Source organism: Rathayibacter sp. VKM Ac-2929, assembly GCF_022815495.1.
GTDB lineage: Bacteria > Actinomycetota > Actinomycetes > Actinomycetales > Microbacteriaceae > Rathayibacter > Rathayibacter festucae.
Genome location: NZ_JALGRV010000003.1, coordinates 744,861 through 764,283 on the forward strand (window position 1 = coordinate 744,861; position 19,423 = coordinate 764,283).

The following is a 19,423-nucleotide window of genomic DNA, read 5'->3' on the forward strand; positions in this document are numbered from 1 at the left end:
CCCACAGGCCGACCAGAGGAGACCGGATCCGCACGTCGTGCGGACAGAGACGGATCCGGCCTCTGCGATGAACACCTCGTTGAAGGAATCACATCACGCATGAATGGTAAGCGATCCACGAAGAGAAGCATCAGGTCTCTCTTCGCCCTCGGCATCGCCGGGATGGTGACGGTCTCCGGACTCACCGCCCTCGGCCTGCCCGCCTCGGCCCACGACGGAGTGGACCACGGCTCGGAGCCGGGCGCGGAGTCCGCGCTCGACTGGAGCAACTACGAGAAGGTGCTGCTGACGAAGAACGTCGGCGAACCGATCGACCTCGCCGTCCTCCCGGACAAGTCGGTCCTCCACACGGCACGGAACGGCGAGATCCGCCACACCGATCCGAAGACCGGCACCACGCGCGTCGTGGCCACGATCCCCGTCTACCAGAACTCGGAGGACGGGCTCCAGGGCGTCGGCGTCGACCCCGACTTCGCCGAGAACCAGTGGGTCTATCTGGTCTACGCGCCCCAGAGCGGCACGCCGACCGGTGCGGCCCCGAACATGCTCCCCGCGGGTGAGGACGAGAGCTACTGGGACCAGTGGAAGGGCGTCAACCGCCTCTCCCGGTTCAAGTGGACCGGCTCCGGTCTCGACCTGGCGAGCGAGCAGAAGATCATCGAGGTCGAGGCGCAGCGCGGGCAGTGCTGCCACGTGGGCGCCGACTTCGACTGGGACGCCGACGGCAACCTGTACCTCTCGACCGGTGACAACACGCCGGCGAGCGCTCCGGGGGCCGCGGGCTTCGCGCCGAACAACGACGCGCCCGGCATGAACCCCGGCTTCGACTCGCGTCGCGGTGCGGGCAACACGAACGACCTGCGCGGCAAGATCCTCCGGATCACGGTCCAGGAGGACGGCTCGTACACGATCCCCGAGGGCAACCTCTTCCCGGTGGGCACCGAGAAGACCCGTCCCGAGATCTTCGTGATGGGCGTGCGCAACCCGTTCAAGATCGACGTCGACGCGGAGACGAACACCCTCTCCTGGGGCGACTACGGTCCCGACGCGACGAAGGCCGCCGCGGCCGACGGCGTGCGCGGCCCGATGGGTCTCGTCGAGTGGAACGCGACCGGACTCGACCAGCCGCAGAACTCGGGCTGGCCCTACGTGCACGGCCCGAACCTGCCGTACAACGAGTGGGACTTCGAGACGGCGACGCCCCGCGGCTTCTTCGACCCGCAGAACCTGAAGAACAACTCGCGCTGGAACACCGGCCTCGTGGACATCCCGGCGGCCACGCCGGCGACCGTCTACTACGGCGACAACCCGGGCGACCAGCCGTTCGACGAGCTCGTGAACTTCGGCACGGGCACCGGCCAGGGCCCGATGGGCGGACCGGTGTACCACTTCGACGAGGAGAACACCTCGACATCGAAGTTCCCGGCCTACTGGAACGAGAAGACCTTCTTCGGCGAGTTCTCGCAGGACTACATCGCGGCGTTCACGCTCGATGACGACCGCGCGGTCACGCACATCGAGGACTTCCTGCCCAACACGGCGCTGAGCTCGCGCAACCAGCCGATCCACGACAACCCCATGGACATGGAGTTCGGCCCCGACGGGTCGATGTACGTGCTCGAGTACGGCGACGGCTTCTTCCGCGCCAACCCCGACGCCGGCCTGTACCGGATCGACTACGCCGAGGGCAACAAGGCCCCCCAGGCGCGCTTCACCGCGACGCCGCTGTCCGCCTCCGAGACGCCGCTCGAGGTGACGTTCGACGCCACGGGATCCTCCGACCCCGAGGGCGACGCGCTCACCTACGACTGGGACTTCGACGGCAACGGCACCTTCGACGCCACGGGCGTCACCGTGGAGAACACCTACACCGAGCTCGGCCAGTTCACGGCCCGCCTGCGCGTCACCGACGCCAAGGGCAAGTTCAGCCTCACCTCCCGGGTGATCTCGGTGGGCAACCAGGCGCCGCAGATCGAGATCACGACGCCCGGCAACGGCTCGTTCTTCGAGTGGGGCGACGCGATCCCCTACCGGGTGACCGGCCGTGACGCGGAGGACGGCGACCAGATCGTCGGCAGCCGCGTGGCGTGGACCTACGGTCTCGGCCACGACGAGCACGCCCACCCCGAGGTCACCGGCACCGGTGCCACGGGAGCGTTCCCGACGTCCGCCGACTCGCCCGAGCACGGCCCGGGCGCGCTGCTCTACGGCACCGTCGTCGTGACCTACACGGACGCCGGCTACAACGGACTGCCCCCGGCCGCGGCCGAGGCGACGCTGCGGCTGAACCCGAAGACGCAGGAGGCGGAGCACGCCGCCCGCGAGGGCGTCCTGCCCTACGCGGACACCACCGCCAGCGGCGGCAACGCGGTCAGCGGACTCGGTGCGGGATCCTTCCTGCGCTGGGACCCGGTGAACCTCGCGAACCTGACCGGCGTCGTGGTCCGCGCCACCGGTGAGGGCACGGTCGACCTCCGCTGGAACGCCGCCGACGCGGCGCCCTTCGGAACGGCGACCATCCCGGCCGGCGCCGGCTGGCAGGACGTCCTCGTGCCGTTCTCCGGCCAGCCGACCGGCACCGGCTCGCTCTACGTGACCTCGCCCTCCGGCCTGTCCCTCGACTCCCTCACCTTCCAGGGTGCGGGTGCCGGCGACGCGACGGCGCCGACCGTCAGCGCGACCCTCGACCCCGCAGCGCCCACCGGCGTCGGCGGCGTCTACAACCGCGCGGTGAACCTGAACCTGGCGGCCGCCGACAACGGCGCGCTCGCCAGCGTGCAGTACTCGGTCGACAACGGGACGACGTGGACCACGGTCCGCGCCGCGAACGGCGCCTACTCGGTGCCCTTCACCACCAACGGCGCCCGCACCGTGCAGTACCGCGCCACCGACACCGGCGGCAACGTCTCCGCGGTCGGCACGGTCTCGTTCACGATCGACCTCGCCGCGGGGAACGCGCCGACCGTCGACTCGACCACGACCGTGGCGCTCGGCGCCCCGCGCGTGACCTTCGGCGCTCCCGGATCGGCGACGGTCACCGTCTCCGGCCAGGGCGGCACCCCCGGCGGCGAGGTCGTCCTCTACGAGGGCGACACCGAGATCGGCCGCAGCGCCCTCGAGGGCGGGAAGGCGACCATCGCCCTGCCGCAGACCCTCGGGGCCGGGACGCACACCTTCCGCGCGGCGTACGGAGCGGACGGCACTTTCAAGGCGTCGGCCGGCACCGCCCGCCTGATCGTGTCGAAGGCCGACTCCGTGCTCACCGCGACCGTCTCGCCGAACCCGGTCAAGCCGGGCGCCAGCGCGCAGGTCTCGGTCGAGTCGACGACGTCGACCGGCGTCGCCGGGACCGGGCAGGTCACCGTGATGGTGAAGAGGAACCTCTCCACCGTCGCGATGCTCACCGGCACCCTCGACGAGAACGGGAAGGTCGTCGTGACCCTGCCGAAGCTCGCCGCGGGCAGCTACAAGCTGACCGTCACCCACACCGCCACGGCGAACACCAACGCCGCGTCCAGCCTGCTGAACCTCACCGTCCAGCAGTAGCCGCGGCGGGACCGGCCGGCTCGCGCCGAGAGCCCGGGCCGGCCGGCCCCCCCCTGATCCATCTGCATGTTCCGTTTCGAAGGAGAGACAATGCACCACCACCACGGATCCATCACGGCGAAGCCGATGAGCCGACGCGCGCTGATGACGGCGCTCGCCGCCTCCACGGTCGCCGTCGGAGTCGGGGCCGGCGCGCTGGCGCCCGGCGCCCTCGCCGCTCCCGCGCCCTCGTCCGGCGCCAACCGGCTCGTCCCGATCAACCGGATCGGGATCCAGCTCTACAGCGTCCGCGACAAGGTCTCGTCGCTCGGCTTCCGCGCCGTCTTCGAGGAGCTGGGCCGCATCGGCTACAGCGAGATCGAGTTCGCCGGCTACACCCAGGGCAACGTCGGCGCGATCACCCCCCAGGAGATCCGCCAGCTGCTCGACGACAACGGCCTGCGGGCCGTCGGCTCGCACGTCGGCACCAACCTGCTCCGCTCGGAGCTGGGGAAGCAGATCGAGATCGCGCAGATCCTCGGCACCCCGCACCTCGGCACCGGCAACGCCCCGACCAACGTCAACACCGTCGCGGGCTACCGCGCGGCCGCGGACGAGTGGAACGCCTGGGGCGCCCAGGTCACGGCCGCGGGCATGAAGCTCTACCAGCACAACCACGCGGGCGAGTTCGCCTTCGGCTCGGACGACCCGAAGACGCGCCTCTACGACGTGTTCTACGACAACACCGACCCCAAGCACGTCTACCTCGAGATGGACGTCTACTGGGCCTACGTGGGCAAGAAGCTCTACCCGGGCTTCGAGCCGCTCGACTACATCAAGCGCAATCCGCGCCGCTACCCGATCCTGCACCTCAAGGACGGCAAGACGAACAACGCGAACACCAACGGCTACGACATCGTCGAGTTCGGCGCGGGCAACCTGCCGTACCAGGCGTTCCTGTCGGAGCTGCGCGACCGCGGCCAGCGCTACGGCGTCTGGGAGCAGGACACGGCGCCCACCCAGGCCACGCCGCCGAACCCGGCGAACTCGCTGGGCAGCGCGGCTCGCAGCTACGACGCGATCGCGGCCCTCCGTGGCTGAGCGCGGGCGCACCGCCCCCTCCCTTCCCCGCACCACCACGCGCACCGGCGCACCGAGGAGAACCCCCATGAAGTGGAAGACGACCACGGCGGTCCTCGCGGCCGCCTCCCTCGCGATGGTCGCCGCGCCGTCCGCCTTCGCGGCGACGACCGACTGCACGACCGAGCTCGGCAACACGACGATCGCGGGCGACCTGACCGTCGCCGCCGGCGAGACCTGCGTGCTGGGCAACGTCGTCGTGCAGGGCTCGATCACCGTCGGCGACGACGCCTGGCTCGACGCCACCTCGGCGACGATCGAGGGCGACGTCATCGGCACGGACGCGTACGGCATCTCGATCGACGGCACCAGCGTCGGCGGCGACGTCGTGTCCTTCTCCGAGGGCTCGCGCGCCGGCTTCCTCTACCTCCGCGACCTCACCGTCGCGGGCATGGTCGAGGCGGGCGGCATCGACGTCGAGCTCAGCGACGTCTCGGTCGACGGCTCGGTCAGCACCGACGCGGCGAACTACGTCGACGTGGCGCGCACCAGCGTCGGCGGCGACGCGACCTTCGCCGGCAGCGACTTCGGCGTCAGCGTCGGCGGCGCGATCGTCGGCGGCTCGCTGACGGTCAGCGGATCCTCGCGCGGCGTGCTCCTCGGCGCGAACGAGGACGGCTCCGCGGCCGCGCTCGGCAACACCGTCGGCGGGAACCTCGTGCTCTCGGGCAACTCCGGCAACGTCCAGCTCGCGGGCTCGACGGTCGGCGGGCGGATCACGCTCGCCGAGAACGCTCCGGCGGTCAACTTCGGCGCGGGCAACACCGCCGCCGGAGTGGACGGGGACTTCACCGGCACGGCCGCCGGCGCTGCGGCGCAGGGCGACCAGGCCGTCGCGGTCATCGTGCCGGACGCGCGCGAGGGCGAGCTGACCTGGAGCCTCGAGGGCACCAGCAACCTGGTGAACCTCGGTGTCGCCGAGGAGCAGGGCGACCACTTCGCCGCGTCGGGCGAGCTCGTGCCGGTCCGTGTGACCGACTCGCGCCTGTCCGGACCGGAGTGGTCGGTGACCGCTCAGATCAGCGACTTCCGTGCCGGCGACCAGACGGTCTCGGGCAAGTACCTCGGCTGGACCCCCAAGGTCCTGGAGAACGAGGGCGGTGCCGTCGCCGGTGCCCCCGTCGTCTCCGGGTTCGTCTCGGGCGAGGGCCTCGCCACCGCCCGCGTCCTCGGCTCCGCCGCGGCCGGACACCCGACCGGATCCTCGGTCCTCGGCGCCGACCTCGACCTGCAGCTCCCGCTGTCGGTCGGAACCGGCACCTACACGGCGACGCTGACGCTCACCGCGCTCGGCTAGCCACCCTCGGCCGGCCGCCGGAGCCCCGGCGGCCGGCCCCCCTCCTTCCTCCTCCGCGAGATGCCACTTGTGCACGCCTGACACGGCGTGTCGCGTGCACAAGTGGCATCTCGCGGAGGGACCCACCCCCTCGAAAGGCTGGACGATGATGTTCCGCTCCACACTCCGCTCGCTCGGTGTCCTCCTCGTCGTGGGGGTCGCGGGTGCCGTGCTGCCGGCGCAGGCCCTCGCGGAGACGGCGAGCTCGCAGGCGAGCTCGGCCGTCACCTGGGGGGTGCGGCCCGCCGACACCGAGCAGGGCAGCGACCGGCCGAACTACGCCTACGCGCTCGAGCCGGGCGGGCAGCTGAGCGACGCGCTGATCGTCTCCAACTACGACGACGAGGAGCAGACCTTCCGCGTCTACGGCTCCGACGGCTTCCTCACCGAGGCGGGGCAGCTCGATCTGCTGCCGGCCGCCGAGCCGTCTACCCAGCTGGGCAGCTGGATCTCCTTCGAGGCCCCGGACGTCGTCGTCCCCGCGGGCGAGAGCGTGCAGATCCCGTTCCAGCTCGAGGTGCCGGCCGACGCCGTGCCGGGCGACTACGCCGCAGGGGTCGTCTCCTCGGTCCTCGTCCAGGGCGAGACCGGGGTCTCGGTCGACCGCCGCCTCGGCTCGCGGATGTACCTCCGCGTCGGCGGCGACCTCGCCCCGCGCCTCTCGGTCGACGGCCTCGCCGTCTCGTACCAGGGCGAGTGGAACCCCTTCGCCCCCGGCACGACCACCATCGACTACACCGTCACCAACGCGGGCAACACCCGCCTCGCCCCGGGCGCCGAGCTCGCGGTCTCCGGTCTCCTCGGCCTCGGCAGCGTCGCCGCGACCGATCCGGAGCCGCTGCCCGAGCTGCTCCCGGGCAGCTCGACCAGCCGGAGCGTCACCGTCGCCGGGGTCTGGCCGCTGTTCGTCGCGACCGCCCGGATCGCGCTGACCGGCACCGTCGTCACCGCCGACTTCGCGGGGCAGGCCACCGACCCGGCCGCCGTGCCCGAGGTCGCCGCCGTCTCCTCCGAGGCCTCGACCGCGGCCGTGCCGTGGAGCGCGCTGCTGCTGCTGGCGCTGCTGATCGGGCTGATCGTGCTGGCGGTCGTGCGCCGCCGCCGCCGCGCCGCGGGCGAGCAGCGGCGGATCGACGCCGCCGTCGCCGCTGCGGTGGCCGGTGCCTCGACGACCGGCGCCTCCGCGACTCCGCGAGATGCCACTTCTGACGAGGATTCACGGCGTGTCGAGCTCACAAGTGGCATCTCGCGGGAGACGACCGACCCTTCCGCCTCCGACCGTGCGGGGGTGCGCTCCTGACCTCCGTCGTCGCCGGGGCGCCAGTCGCCGGCGAAGGCTCAGCGCTCGGCGAGGCTCTGCTCGCGGAGCTGCTCGAGGAACGCGTCGACGTTGCTCGGGCCGAGGAGGTGCTGCCGCAGCATCAGCGCCGCGCCGCGCACGCCGCCGCTGCCGCCGAGCTCGGCGGTCACCACGTGCAGGCGCTGGGTCGCCAGCGGCAGGGAGCGCCGGTCGACGACCTCGCGCACGCCGGCCAGGATCTCCGGGGCGGCGAGCGCGACGCTGCCGCCGAGCACGATCACCGACGGGTTCAGCAGGCTCACGCAGGTGGCGAGGACCTCGCCGATCTGCAGGCCCGCGAGGCGCGCCGCCTCGATCGCCTCCGGGTCGCGGTCGCGCAGGAGCGCCAGCAGATCGCGGACCGAGTGCACGTCGCGGCCCGCCTCGGCCAGCGCGCGCACCAGGGCCCCGCCGCTCGCGAGCGCCTCGAGGTCGCCGTCGCGGCCGTCCGCCGCCTCCGGAGCGGTGCGCGGCACCTGGACGTGACCGAGATCGCCGGCCGCGCCGAGCGCACCGCGCTGCAGGACGCCGCCCGAGACGATGCCCGAGCCGATGCCGGTGCTGATCTTCACGAAGATCAGGTCCTGCGCGTGCGGGAAGCGCGAGGCGCGCTCGCCGAGGGCCAGCAGGTTCACGTCGTTGTCGACGAGCACGGTGGTGTCGACGCGGCGGCGGATGTAGCCCGGGATGTCGAAGCCGTCCCAGCCGGGCATGATCGGCGGGCGCACCGGGCGGCCGCTCGCGTGCTCGACCGGGCCGGGCACGCCGAGGCCGAAGCCGGCCAGCGCCTCGGGCGCCAGGTGCGCATCGGCGAGGATCTCGTCGCAGACGTCGAGCGCGTGGTCGAGCACCCGGATCGGGCCCTGCGCGATGTCGAGCTCCTCGCGGCGCTCGACGACGATGCGGCCGTCGAAGTCGGTCAGCGCGATCGTCGAGTGCGTCGCGCCGAGGTCGATGGTCAGGAACGCGCGGACCGACGGATCGAAGACCAGCCGCGCCGACGGACGGCCGCCGGTCGACGGCGCGCGGTCGAGGTGCGTGATCAGGCCGAGCTCGAAGAACAGGTCGAGCCGCGTCATCACCGCCGTGCGGGCGAGTCCCGTCTCCTCGACCAGCTCCGCGCGGGTGCGCGGACGGCCGTCGGCGAAGAGCCGCAGCAGGTCGCCGGTCTGCGAGCCGGCCCGCCCGCTCACGCGGAGCGCCCGCCGTCCGTGCAAGCGCCGTCCGGGCGACGGCAGGCGACTGCTCGGGAGATCGGGTGGCGGCTCGGCACACCTGAGGAAAGCAGTCGCCGCGAGGTGACGCAATCTCGACGCGCAGGGAGACCCCGAATGACGTCCCCCCGAACGACCTCCCCGCGAACGGCCTCCCCCCGAACGACATGCCCCGAACGACCTCCCCACGAATGAAGTCCACAGACAGGAGAGAACGATGACCTCGTCCGACACCACCAGCACCACCGGCACCACCACCGCCGCCGACCGCGCCCCGCAGCAGGAGCGCATCGGCCTCTGGCTGATCGGAGCCCGGGGCAGCGTCGCCACCACGGCCGCCGTCGGCCTGCACGCCATCGCCTCGGGCGCCGCTCCCAGCAACGGCTGCGCCACCGCGACCCCGGCCTTCGAGGACGTCCCGCTCGCCGGCTTCGACGCGATCGTGATCGGCGGGCACGACGTCTCGTCGACCCCGCTGCTCGAGAAGGCGATGGGCCTGGCGGCCGGCGGGATGTTCCCGACCTCGGTCGTCGCCGAGGTCGCCGACCGGCTCGACGCGACCGACCGCGAGATCCGGCGCTCCTTCGGCGTCGAGGGCGGCTCGCAGCAGGACGAGATCGATCGTCAGGCGGCCGACATCGTCGAGTTCCGCGAGCGGCACGCGCTCGCCCGGGTCGTCGTGATCGACGTCGCCTCCACCGAGGTGCTGCCGCAGGACCGCCCCGAGTTCCACGACCTCGCCGCCCTGCGCGCCGCGCTGGCCCGGCCCGGCGAGACCGTGCTGCCGCCGAGCTCGATCTCCGCGCTCGCCGCGGTGACCGCCGGCTCGCCCTACGTCTGCTTCACCCCCTCCACCGCGCTGGCGCTGCCCGCGCTGGAGGAGTGGGCCGCGGAGGCGGGCATCCCGATCGCGGGACAGGACGGCAAGACCGGCGAGACCCTGCTCCGCAGCGTGCTCGCGCCGATGTTCACGGCGCGCGGGATGCGCGTGCTGTCCTGGGCGGGCGCGAACCTGCTCGGCGGCGGCGACGGGCAGACCCTCGCCGACCCGGAGGCGGTGCGCTCGAAGCTGGTCTCGAAGAACCGCGGGCTCCGCAGCCTGCTCGGCGACGAGGTCGTCACTCCGCTGCACATCGACAACGTGCCGGACCTCGGCGACGTGAAGACCGCGTGGGACCACGTGCACGCGGAGGGGTTCCTCGGCTCGCGGATCACGGTGCAGACCATCTGGTCGGCCTACGACTCCGCGCTCGCCGCCCCGCTGATCCTGGACCTGGCGCGCCTGATGTCGCTCGCCGACGCGGCCGGGATCTCCGGCCCGGTCGCCGAAATGGGCTTCTTCTTCAAGGACCCGTGGGGGAGCGACGTGCACGGCTTCGCGGAGCAGACCGCCGAGCTGGTCGCCTGGTCGGCCCGCACCGGGGCGGCCGTCGCTCAGCGCTCGCTCGTGGCGGGCGGCGCGATCCGCCATGGCTGAGCTGCGCGACTGGCTCGAGCTCGTGCGCGCCAAGGCGGCGCTCTCGGTGCTCGGCGACACGGTGGCCGGAGCGGCCTGGGCCGGCCGGGCGCCCGGCGCGCGCACCGTCGCGCTGCCGCTCGCGTCCGCGCTCCTCTACTCCGCGGGCATGGCGCTGAACGACTACGCGGACGCGGAGCTCGACGCGCTGGAGCGGCCGGAGCGGCCGATCCCGTCGGGGCGGATCCGGCGCGGCGCCGCGCTCGGGCTGGCGGCCGGGCTGACCGGGGCGGGGATCGCGGTCGCAGCACTGGTGGACGGGCGCCGCTCGCTCCTCCTGAGCGTGCCGCTCGCGGCGAGCATCTGGTCGTACGACCTGCTGGCCAAGCCGACTCCGCTCGGGCCGGTCGTGATGGCGGCGTGCCGCGGGCTCGACGTGCTGCTCGGTGCCGGAGCGGGTGGTGTGCGCGCGGCGGCTCCCGCCTCCGCCGCCGTCGCGGCGCACACCCTCGGCGTCACCGTGCTCTCGCGCGGCGAGGTGCACGGCACCCGCCCGGCCCTCGCGGGAGCGGCGGCGACCGGCACGGCCGCGCTCGCGCTCGCGCTGGGGATCGGGGCGGTCCGGGCGAAAGGCGGCCCGGCGATCGGAGCGGTCGTCGCCGTCGCGATCGCGCGCTGGATCGCGCTCGTGCTGGTCCCGCAGCTGCGGGCCGCGCGGACGCCCGACGCGGCCTCGGCCCGGACGGCCACCCGCTCGGGCATCGCGGGGATGGTCCCGCTGCAGGCGGCGCTCGCCGGGCTGCGGCGGCCGGAGCTCGGCGCGGCCCTGCTGGGCCTCGACGCGCTCGGCGCCGTCGTGCTGCGGCGCCCGAGGGTCTCGGCGGACATCACATGAGCGGGCAGGAGAGCGACCAGGCCGGCCCCGTCCTCGGCTACGGCACCAACGGCTTCGCCGACCACACCCTCGACGACGCCCTGACCGTGCTGCACGCCGCCGGTTACCGGGCGGTGGCGCTGACCCTCGGGACCCCGCACCTCGACCCGTTCGCCGACGACGTCCGCGAGCGCACCCTCGCCCTGCGTCGACGGCTCGACGAGCTGGGCTTCCGCGTGGTGATCGAGACCGGCGCGCGCTACCTCCTCGATCCGTTCGTGAAGCACCGGCCGACCCTGGTCGACGAGGAGGCCGGCCCGCGCCTGGCCTTCCTGCACCGCGCGATCGAGATCGCCGCTCTGCTCGGCGCCGACGCCGTCTCGCTCTGGTCGGGCGTGCTGCCCGAGGGGATGGAGCGCGCCCGCGGCTGGCGGCTCCTGGTCGAGCGGATGCGCGGCGTCGTCGCCGAGGCCGAGCGCTACGGCGTCCGGCTGGGCTTCGAGCCGGAGCCCGGCATGCTCGTCGAGACGGTCGCGGACGCACTGCTGCTGCGCCGCGAGCTCGGCGATCCCGAGGCGCTCGGTCTCACCGTGGACCTCGGCCACTGCGTGGTCGTCGAGCCGGACGGCGTCGTCGCCGCCCTCCGCAGCGCGGCCGGCCTGCTGGTGAACGTGCAGGTCGACGACATGCTGCCCGAGCGGCACGAGCACCTCGCGCTCGGCACCGGCGCGCTCGATCTCGCGGCCGCCTTCGCGACGCTCGAGGAGATCGGCTACCGCGGGATCGCCGCCGTGGAGCTGCCGCGGCACTCGCACGACGCCCCGCGCCTCGCGGTCGCGAGTCTCGCGGCGATGCGAGCGGCGATCCGAACCCGGGGGACCGGGGCGGAGTCGCCCCAGCACTCCTGGACCGCCGGCGCCTGCGCCGTCCTGCGCGAGCAGCCGCGGCGGATCGAGCGCTTCTTCCCGGCCGCCGGTCGGGAGGCCGGCCGCGCGCCGCTCCGCCCGGACACGGATCCGCAGGGCCTCGTGCACGGCACCGAGGACGACGCGGCGCGCTCGGCGCTGATCGCGGCGGCCGCCTCCGCGCTCGACGACGAGGACCTCGCCGCCCTGCTCCTCCGCCTCTACCGCGACGGCGACGACGCCGAGCGCCGCGGCGTGCTGGTCGGGCTGCACGCGCTCACCGCCGCCGGCCGCGCGGGGGAGCCGGTCGCCGCGGCCGGCCGCGAGCTGATCGCGGACGCCCTGCGCGCCAACGACACCCGCTTGGTCGCCGCGGCGATGGGCCGCTTCGCCGAGGAGCACCTCGACGCGCACGCCTGGCGGCACGGCGTGCTCAAGCTCGTCTTCTGCGGCGTCCCGCTCGCGGCCGTCTCCGGTCTCGAGCGGCGGAGCGACCCCGAGCTCGCCGCGATGGCCGGCCGCTTCGCCGACGAGCGCCGCGCCGCCGGCCGCACGGTGCCGGACGACCTGGCGGTGCTCCTGCCGAGCTGAGGGACCCCGGCGCGTCCCTCGACACGACCTCCGGCCCCGCACACCATCACGACCCCTCACGAGAAAGGCGCGACGATGCGCATCTTCGACCCGCACATCCACATGACCTCCCGCACCACCGACGACTACCAGGCGATGCACGACGCGGGGGTCCGCGCCGTCGTCGAGCCGTCGTTCTGGCTCGGCCAGCCGCGCACCAGCGTCGGCTCCTTCACCGACTACTTCGACGCCCTGATCGGCTGGGAGCGCTTCCGCGCCGCGCAGTACGGCATCCGCCACCACTGCACGATCGGCCTGAACCCCAAGGAGGCGAACGATCCGCGCTGCCGCGAGGTGCTGCCCGAGCTCGACCGCTACCTCGCCAAGGACGGCGTCGTCGCGGTCGGCGAGACCGGCTACGACTCGCTCACCGCGGAGGAGGACGCGGTCTTCCGCCACCAGCTCGAGCTGGCGAAGGACCACGGACTCCCCGTGCTCGTGCACACCCCGCACCGCGACAAGGCGGCGGGCACGCAGCAGACGCTCGACGTCGTCGCCGAGTCGGGGATCGACGCCGGCCTCGTCGTCGTCGACCATCTCAACGAGACGACCGTCGACCTCGTCCTCGGCTCCGGCTGCTGGCTCGGCTTCTCGATCTACCCGGACACCAAGATGGACGAGACCCGGCTGGTGACGCTCGTCGAGCGGATCGGCCTGGACCGCGTGCTGGTCAACTCCGCCGCCGACTGGGGCCGCTCCGATCCGCTGACCACCGCGAAGACCGGGCACCTGCTGCTCGTCGCCGGCTTCAGCGCCGCCGAGGTCGACCGGCTGCTCTGGCAGAACCCGATCGACTTCTACGGGCAGAGCGGACGGCTGAACCTCGACCCGATCCCGGGCTTCGACGCGGTCGACGCCATGGGGCGCAGCTTCGAGGGCAACTCGATCCTCCGGGGCTCGCCGCGCGTGGCGGAGGTCGTCTGATGCACCTCTCCTACTGCACCAACGTCCACCCGGCCGAGGACCTCGAGGGCGTCGTCCGCCAGCTCGACGTCTACGCCGGGCCCGCCCGCGCCGCCGCAGGGCTCGACACCGTCGGCGTGGGGCTGTGGATCCCGCGCGACCTCGCCGCCCGGCTGGTCGCCAGCCGCGAGGACCGCGCCGTGCTGCGCGCCGCGCTCGAGCGCAACGGCCTCGAGGTGCGGACGCTCAACGCCTTCCCCTACGCCGCCTTCCACGCCGAGGTGGTGAAGCTCGACGTCTACCGGCCCAACTGGACCACCCCCGAGCGCCTCGCCTACACGATCGACTGCGCGCGGATCCTCGCCGATCTGCTGCCCGCGGGCGCCGACGGCAGCATCTCGACGCTGCCCCTGGGCTGGCGCGAGGGCTGGGGCGCCGAGCAGGACGCGGCGGCGGTACGGCAGCTCGCGCTGCTGGTCGACGAGCTGCGCGAGCTGCGGCGCTCGACCGGGCACGCGATCCGCCTGGCGATCGAGCCCGAGCCGGGCTGCATCCTGGACACGGTCGAGGACGTCGTCGCCTGGCTGCACCCGCGGATCGGCCTGGTCGACCCGGCCTACGTCGGCGTCTGCCTCGACACCTGCCACCTCGCGGTGTCGTTCGCCGACCCCGCCGCTGCCGTCCGGCGGATCCGGGACGCGGGGCTCCGGGTCGTGAAGGTGCAGGCCTCGGCCGCGCTGCACGTCGCGGACCCGGCGGATCCGGCCGCCCGCGCCGCCGTCGGGGCCTTCGTGGAGAAGCGCTACCTGCACCAGACCCGCGAGAACGGCGCGGGCGGGGTGCTCCGCGTCGACGACCTGCCCGAGGCGCTCGACACGCTGCCCGGCGCCGGACCCTGGCGCGTGCACTTCCACGTGCCGCTGCACCACCGGCCGGCCGCGCCGCTGTCGGCGACCACCGCGGTGCTCGCCGAGGCGGTCTCCGCCGTCGACGCCGCCTGGCCGTACGACGAGATCCACCTCGACGTCGAGACCTACACCTGGGCGGTGCTCGCGGACGCGCCGAGCGATCTCTCGGTCGGCATCGGGGCCGAACTGGCCTGGGCGGCGGAGCACCTGATGACGCCGCAGGCACGCGCCGCGGTGCTGGAGCAGGGTGCCGCAGTGCCGCCGGTCGCCGCCCTCGTCGCCGAGGAGGTCGCGCTGTGACGCCGGTGCTGCTGATCGACGTGGTCGGTCTCACCGCGACGGCGCTCGCCGACATGCCGCGGCTGTCCCGGCTCGCCCGGGCCGGCGGGCAGCTGCCGCTGGACACGATCCTGCCGGCCGTCACCTGCAGCGTGCAGTCGTCGATGCTCACCGGCACGATGCCCGCGCAGCACGGGATCGTCGGCAACGGCTGGTACTTCCGCGACCTCGGCGAGGTGCACCTCTGGCGCCAGCACAACCGCCTGGTCACGGGGGAGAAGGTCTGGGAGACGGCCCGCCGGCTGTCCGACGGCGAGCCCTACCGCGCCGCCAACATCGGCTGGTGGTACGCGATGGGAGCGACGACCGACGTCACGGTCACGCCGCGGCCGATCTACCACGCCGACGGCCGCAAGTCGCCGGACGCCTACGTCCGCCCGCCGGCGCTGCACGACGAGCTGGTCGGGAAGCTGGGCGCCTTCCCGCTGTTCCAGTACTGGGGGCCGACCGCGTCGCTGCGCTCCACGCAGTGGATGGTGGACGCGACCCGGCACGTGCTCGCGGGCGACGGCTCCGGCCCGCCGCAGCTGACCACGGCGTACCTGCCGCACCTCGACTACGACCTGCAGCGCTTCGGGCCGGACTCGCCCGAGGCGCGGCGGGCGGCGTCCGAGCTCGACGTGGTGCTCGCGCCGCTGCTCGACGACGCGGAGGCGCTCGGCGCGTCGGTCGTCGTGGTCGCGGAGTACGGGATCGCGGCGGCGGACACCCCCGTGGACGTCAACCGGGCGCTGCGGCGCGCGGGACTGCTCGAGGTGTACGTGCAGGACGGCCGCGAGCAGCTGGACCCGTGGACGTCGCGCGCCTTCGCGGTGGCGGACCATCAGATCGCGCACGTCTACGTGCCGGACGCCGCCGATCTGCCGCGGGTGCGCTCGCTGCTCGAGGCGCTGGACGGGGTGGACGAGGTGCTCGACCGCGAGGCGCAGGCGCGGTACGGCCTCGACCACGAGCGCTCCGGTGAGCTCGTCGTGGTGGCGCGGCCGGGCGCGTGGTTCACCTACTACTACTGGCTCGACGACGATCGCGCGCCGGACTTCGCGCGCGGCGTCGACATCCACCGCAAGCCCGGCTACGACCCGGCGGAGCTGTTCTTCGACCCCGCCGACAAGCTCGTGAAGGCGAAGGCGGCCGGCAACCTCGCGAAGAAGGCCCTGGGCCTGCGCTACGCGATGAACCTCGTGCCGCTGGACGCGTCGCTGGTGCGCGGCACGCACGGCCGCCTGCCGGTGTCGGCGGCGGACACCCCGCTGGTGCTGACCTCGGACGCGGACCTGCTGCCGGCCGGCGCCGGGTCGCTGCCGGTGACGGCGGTGCGCGACCTGGTGCTGGCGGCGCACGGCCCGGCGCTGGCGCGCGCGGTGGCGTCGGCTCGGGCCTGACGCGGGCCCGGCCCGGGGCGGCTTCGAGTTGACGCGCGACGGGCCTTGCAGCTTCCGCAGCGCCCGTCCTGCGTCCACTCGCGCGGCTCGCGCGTCGCGAGCGGACGCGCGACGGGGTCTGCGGAGGGAACGTGCCCCGTCCCACGTCCTCTCGATGAGCGGTCCGCGCCTGGAGCGGGAGTAGTCCTCCGCGAACGGGTACGTTCTTCTCGTATGCCCCGGACGGGACGCGAGAGCGTCGGCGCGCCGGGGCGATCACCGTTGACGGGGTGCGAGCGCTGCGCGCGCGATGACCGCGGGGCATCCGCCGATCCTGCGAGGGCGGAGTTCGTCTCCTCGAGAAGACGGCGGTCGCAGGGTCGTTCGGCGGGCGGCGGTCAGTCGGCGCCGTCGAGGTCCGCGAGGTCGAGGACGAAGCGGTAGCGGACGTCGTTCGCGGCGAGACGCTCCAGTGCGGTGCCCACCTGCGCGGAGGGCAGCACCTCGACGTCGGCGGTGATGCCGTGCTCGCCGCAGAAGGCGAGCAACTCGCGGGTGCTGTGGGTGCCGCCGCTGCCGCCGGAGGTGAGGCTCTTCCGCCCGATCAGCAGGTCGGTGACGTCCACGGTGACCGGTGCGAGCATCCCGAGGACGCTCAGTGCGCCGTCGAGGGCGAGGACGTGCAAGTACGGCGCGAGGTCGTGCGCGGCCGAGACCGTGTCGAGGACGAGGTCGAGGCGTTCGCGCTGCGCGGCCATCGCCTCCTCGTCGCGGGAGACGACGACCCGCGTGGCGCCGAGCGCGAGGGCGTCGGCGGTCTTCGCGGCCGAGGTCGTGAAGACCGTCACCTCGGCGCCGAGCGCCCGGGCGAGCTTCACGGCGAGGTGGCCGAGGCCGCCCAGCCCGACCACGCCGACGCGCGAGCCGGGGCCGACGGAGTGCGCGCGCAGCGGCTCCCAGACGGTGACGCCCGCGCAGAGCAGGGGAGCGACGGCCGCAGGGTCGAGGCCGGCCGGCAGCGGGTAGGCGAAGCGGTCGCGGACGACGTACTCGCGCGAGAACGCGCCGAGTGTGGTGCTGCCGTCGTGCCGGTCGGTGCCGCCGTAGGTGAGGGTCGGGAACTCTCGGCAGAAGTTCTCCTGCTCGGCCGTGCACATGTCGCACGCGCCGCAGGAGTCGACGATGTTGCCGACCGCGACGGGGTCGCCGGGGGAGAAGGCCGTGACACCTTCGCCGACGGCGAGCACCGTGCCGACGAACTCGTGACCCGGAACGAGCGGGCCGGCGTCGGCGGCGGGGTCGGCGGAGTGCGCGGCGTGGGTCCGGAGGGCGTGCAGATCGCTGTGGCAGACGCCGCAGTAGTCGACGCGGACGGCGAGATCGTCGGGGCGGAGGGCGCGCCGCTCGATGGCGGCGGGAGCGAGGTCGCCCTCGGCGGTGGCCGCGTAGGCGGTGGTGCTGGTCATGGCGCGCTCGTTTCTACTAACCGGTTTGTTTTATCGACGCTAGCACCGGCGGGCGGCGGAGAACAGACCGGTCGGTAGTCTCGAGGGATGGGAGCGACACCGGCCACCGGCAAGGGCGAGGCGACGCGTGCGCGGATCATGGCGGCGGCGACGGCCGAGTTCGCCCGCTACGGCATCGCCGGCGCGCGGGTGGACCGGATCGCGGCCGAGGCTCGCAGCAACAAGGCGCAGCTGTACTCCTACTTCACCAGCAAGGAGCTGCTCTTCGACGCGGTCTTCGAGGCGTCGCTCGACCGGATCGTCGACGTCGTGCCGATCGACCCGTCCGATCTCGGCGACTGGGCGGTCCGCCTCTACGACGAGTACCTGCGCCGCCCCGACCTCATCCGGCTGGCCACCTGGGCGCGCCTCGAGCGCCGCCCGGCCGGCCACCTCGTCGCCGACGACGAGGCGCGCGTGCGCGAGGAGGGCAAGCTCGAGGCGATCCGCGCCGCTCAGGCCGACGGCACGGTGGGCGTCGCGGCCGACCCGTTCGACGTGATGGCGCTCGTCATCGCGATGTCGATGGCGTGGTCGCCGGTGAGCAACGTCTACGCCGCCACGGCGGAGGAGGCCGCGTCGGAGCACGAGCGGCGGCGCGCGCTGCTCCGCGCGGCGGTCGGGCGCGCGTTCCCGGCGGCCTGAGCGGAGGCGTCAGGCCGCGGCGACCCGCGCGGTGCCGGTGCGACGGGCGGCGGTGACGCGGAGCAGGAGCGTCGCCACGAGCACGACGGCCGCGGCGATCAGCGCGGCGGTGCCGGCGGGGATCGACACGAGCTCGCCGGAGAAGCGGCCGACCGCGACCCAGGCCAGGCCCCAGCAGAGCGAGAGCATCGGAGCGATCCGGCCGCGACCGGTGACGGCGATCAGCACGCCGATCAGGGCGGCGACGATCAGGACGACGACCGCCCAGGGTGTGGCGCCGGGCCCGTCGGCGCTGCCGATGCCCGCGCCGACGAGGCCGGCCGTGACGTTGGCGACCGTCGCGACGCAGACCCAGCCGAGGTAGAGGCCGAACGTGCCGTCGGTGAGGACCGCGTCGACGACGCCGTCGGTGCGGGTGGTGCGCAGGAGCACGAAGATCCGCGCGAGCACGGCGAGGAGCAGCGCGATCACCACGACGCTGAGCGCGAGCAGTCCGGCCTGCACGACCAGGATCCACGCGGCGTTCAGCAGCAGGCTCGCGGCGGCCCAGTAGCCGAGCCGGCGGTGGCGGGTGCGGGTGGTCTGCGACGGCAGGAACTGCCAGATCGCGTAGCCGAGGAGGCCGGTGTAGATGACGCTCCAGATCGCGAAGGCGGGTCCGTCAGGCGCGACCGGGGTCGAGGACGCGGACAGCGCGCCGCCGGCGGCGTCCTGGATCTGCGTGCCGCCTGCTGCTCCCGAGCCGATGAACGAGCCGACCACCGCGAGCACGGCGCTGACGGCGACGGTCGACTGCCGGATCCGGTCCGCGCGGGTGGGGGATGTCGTGGCGGTCATGTCGCTCCTCGATTAGTCAGCTGGCTGAGTAATGAGCGTAGCGTGCCGGACGGCGTCGGCGCACGCGCCTTCCGAGCGTCGTCCGAGCCGCTCGGGGAGTGGGCGTACGAGGTCCACTGTCTGGCGGGGTCGGTTCTCGATACGCGCTGCGCGCTACTCGACCAGCATGAGGGGCGCATACCGACGCGCGCTGCAGGCGCTGCAGGCGCTGCGGGCTGATGCGCCATGAAGGCGCTGCATGCTGATCGAGTAGCCCGCCTCGCGGGCGTATCGAGATCCACCCACCGTCAGAACGGCGCGGGTACGGTGTCGAACCGAGGCCTCGGCGGCGGGTCCGGCGGCCGCCCGGGCAGTGGGGGCGGCCGGTTGCTGATCCGCCGGCCGGTGGGGCTCGTCCACACGATCGTCACGTCGTCGACCTGGTCGTACGTCCACTGGTCGCCGTGCCGCAGATGGTGATGCGAGGTGCAGAGCGAGACGAGGTTCTCGAGGGAGGTCTCGCCGCC

The 19,423-nt window shown here is 73.6% G+C and carries 14 protein-coding genes and 1 pseudogene; 11 read left to right on the top strand and 4 right to left on the bottom strand.

Translation table 11 applies throughout. The features are described 5' to 3' along the window. Positions 1-99: 99 nt before the first annotated feature. From MT355_RS12470 to MT355_RS12485, 4 genes are all read left to right on the top strand, one after another. Positions 100-3,546 carry a PQQ-dependent sugar dehydrogenase gene (locus MT355_RS12470; RefSeq protein ID WP_243599771.1) on the top strand — a complete coding sequence of 1,149 codons (3,447 nt, stop codon included), beginning with the start codon at positions 100-102 and terminating at the stop codon, positions 3,544-3,546. A gap of 90 nt (positions 3,547-3,636) precedes the next feature. After that, entirely contained in the window at positions 3,637-4,626 is a 990-nt protein-coding gene (locus tag MT355_RS12475) for a sugar phosphate isomerase/epimerase (RefSeq protein WP_243599772.1), read from the top strand. 67 nt (positions 4,627-4,693) lie between these two features. Further along, positions 4,694-5,962, top strand: coding sequence for a hypothetical protein (locus MT355_RS12480; protein WP_123444620.1), 1,269 nt, complete (start codon positions 4,694-4,696; stop codon positions 5,960-5,962). Between the two features lie 148 nt (positions 5,963-6,110). After that, a complete protein-coding gene (locus MT355_RS12485) occupies positions 6,111-7,301 on the top strand; it encodes a DUF916 domain-containing protein (protein ID WP_243599773.1) in 1,191 nt (396 codons plus the stop codon). 38 nt (positions 7,302-7,339) lie between these two features. On the opposite strand, the gene MT355_RS12490 is transcribed toward MT355_RS12485, so the two are convergent. Beyond that, positions 7,340-8,533, bottom strand: coding sequence for an ROK family protein (locus MT355_RS12490; protein ID WP_243599774.1), 1,194 nt, complete (start codon positions 8,531-8,533; stop codon positions 7,340-7,342). A 238-nt stretch (positions 8,534-8,771) separates the two neighbouring features. On the opposite strand from MT355_RS12490, the gene MT355_RS12495 reads away from it, so the two are divergent. The 6 genes from MT355_RS12495 (at position 8,772) to MT355_RS12520 (ending at position 15,951) form a co-directional block, all read left to right on the top strand. Beyond that, positions 8,772-10,031, top strand: a complete 1,260-nt coding sequence (locus MT355_RS12495) for an inositol-3-phosphate synthase (protein ID WP_243599775.1) — start codon at positions 8,772-8,774, stop codon at positions 10,029-10,031. After that, positions 10,024-10,905, top strand: a complete 882-nt coding sequence (locus MT355_RS12500; RefSeq protein ID WP_243599776.1) for an SCO3242 family prenyltransferase — start codon at positions 10,024-10,026, stop codon at positions 10,903-10,905. Before MT355_RS12495 ends, MT355_RS12500 begins: the two co-directional genes overlap by 8 nt. Continuing rightward, on the top strand, positions 10,902-12,380 hold the full coding sequence (locus MT355_RS12505) for an EboA domain-containing protein (RefSeq protein WP_243599777.1): 1,479 nt from the start codon (positions 10,902-10,904) through the stop codon (positions 12,378-12,380). The genes MT355_RS12500 and MT355_RS12505 overlap by 4 nt, the downstream gene beginning before the upstream one ends. 75 nt (positions 12,381-12,455) lie before the next feature. Then, the gene (locus MT355_RS12510) at positions 12,456-13,343 is read left to right on the top strand and encodes a TatD family hydrolase (RefSeq protein WP_243599778.1); all 888 of its coding nucleotides are present in this window, start codon (positions 12,456-12,458) and stop codon (positions 13,341-13,343) included. After that, complete coding sequence (eboE, locus tag MT355_RS12515; protein ID WP_243599779.1) at positions 13,343-14,530, top strand: metabolite traffic protein EboE; 1,188 nt, start codon at positions 13,343-13,345, stop codon at positions 14,528-14,530. The genes MT355_RS12510 and eboE overlap by 1 nt, the downstream gene beginning before the upstream one ends. Next, positions 14,527-15,951 (top strand): nucleotide pyrophosphatase/phosphodiesterase family protein, encoded by a 1,425-nt coding sequence (locus MT355_RS12520; RefSeq protein WP_243599780.1) that lies wholly within the window; start codon positions 14,527-14,529, stop codon positions 15,949-15,951. The genes eboE and MT355_RS12520 overlap by 4 nt, the downstream gene beginning before the upstream one ends. A gap of 377 nt (positions 15,952-16,328) precedes the next feature. Here the strand turns inward: MT355_RS12520 and MT355_RS12525 are convergent, their stop codons facing one another. Continuing rightward, positions 16,329-17,396 carry an NAD(P)-dependent alcohol dehydrogenase gene (locus MT355_RS12525; protein ID WP_243599781.1) on the bottom strand — a complete coding sequence of 356 codons (1,068 nt, stop codon included), beginning with the start codon at positions 17,394-17,396 and terminating at the stop codon, positions 16,329-16,331. 87 nt (positions 17,397-17,483) lie between these two features. Between MT355_RS12525 and MT355_RS12530 the strand changes: the two genes are divergently transcribed. Next, positions 17,484-18,080 (top strand): TetR family transcriptional regulator, encoded by a 597-nt coding sequence (locus tag MT355_RS12530; protein ID WP_243599782.1) that lies wholly within the window; start codon positions 17,484-17,486, stop codon positions 18,078-18,080. Between the two features lie 9 nt (positions 18,081-18,089). Here MT355_RS12530 and MT355_RS12535 read toward each other — a convergent pair whose 3' ends face one another. Beyond that, positions 18,090-18,917: a tryptophan-rich sensory protein gene (locus MT355_RS12535; RefSeq protein ID WP_243599783.1), complete on the bottom strand. Its 828-nt coding sequence runs from the start codon at positions 18,915-18,917 to the stop codon at positions 18,090-18,092. A 287-nt stretch (positions 18,918-19,204) separates the two neighbouring features. Further along, a pseudogene (locus MT355_RS12540) lies at positions 19,205-19,423 on the bottom strand (HNH endonuclease); the annotation flags it as partial.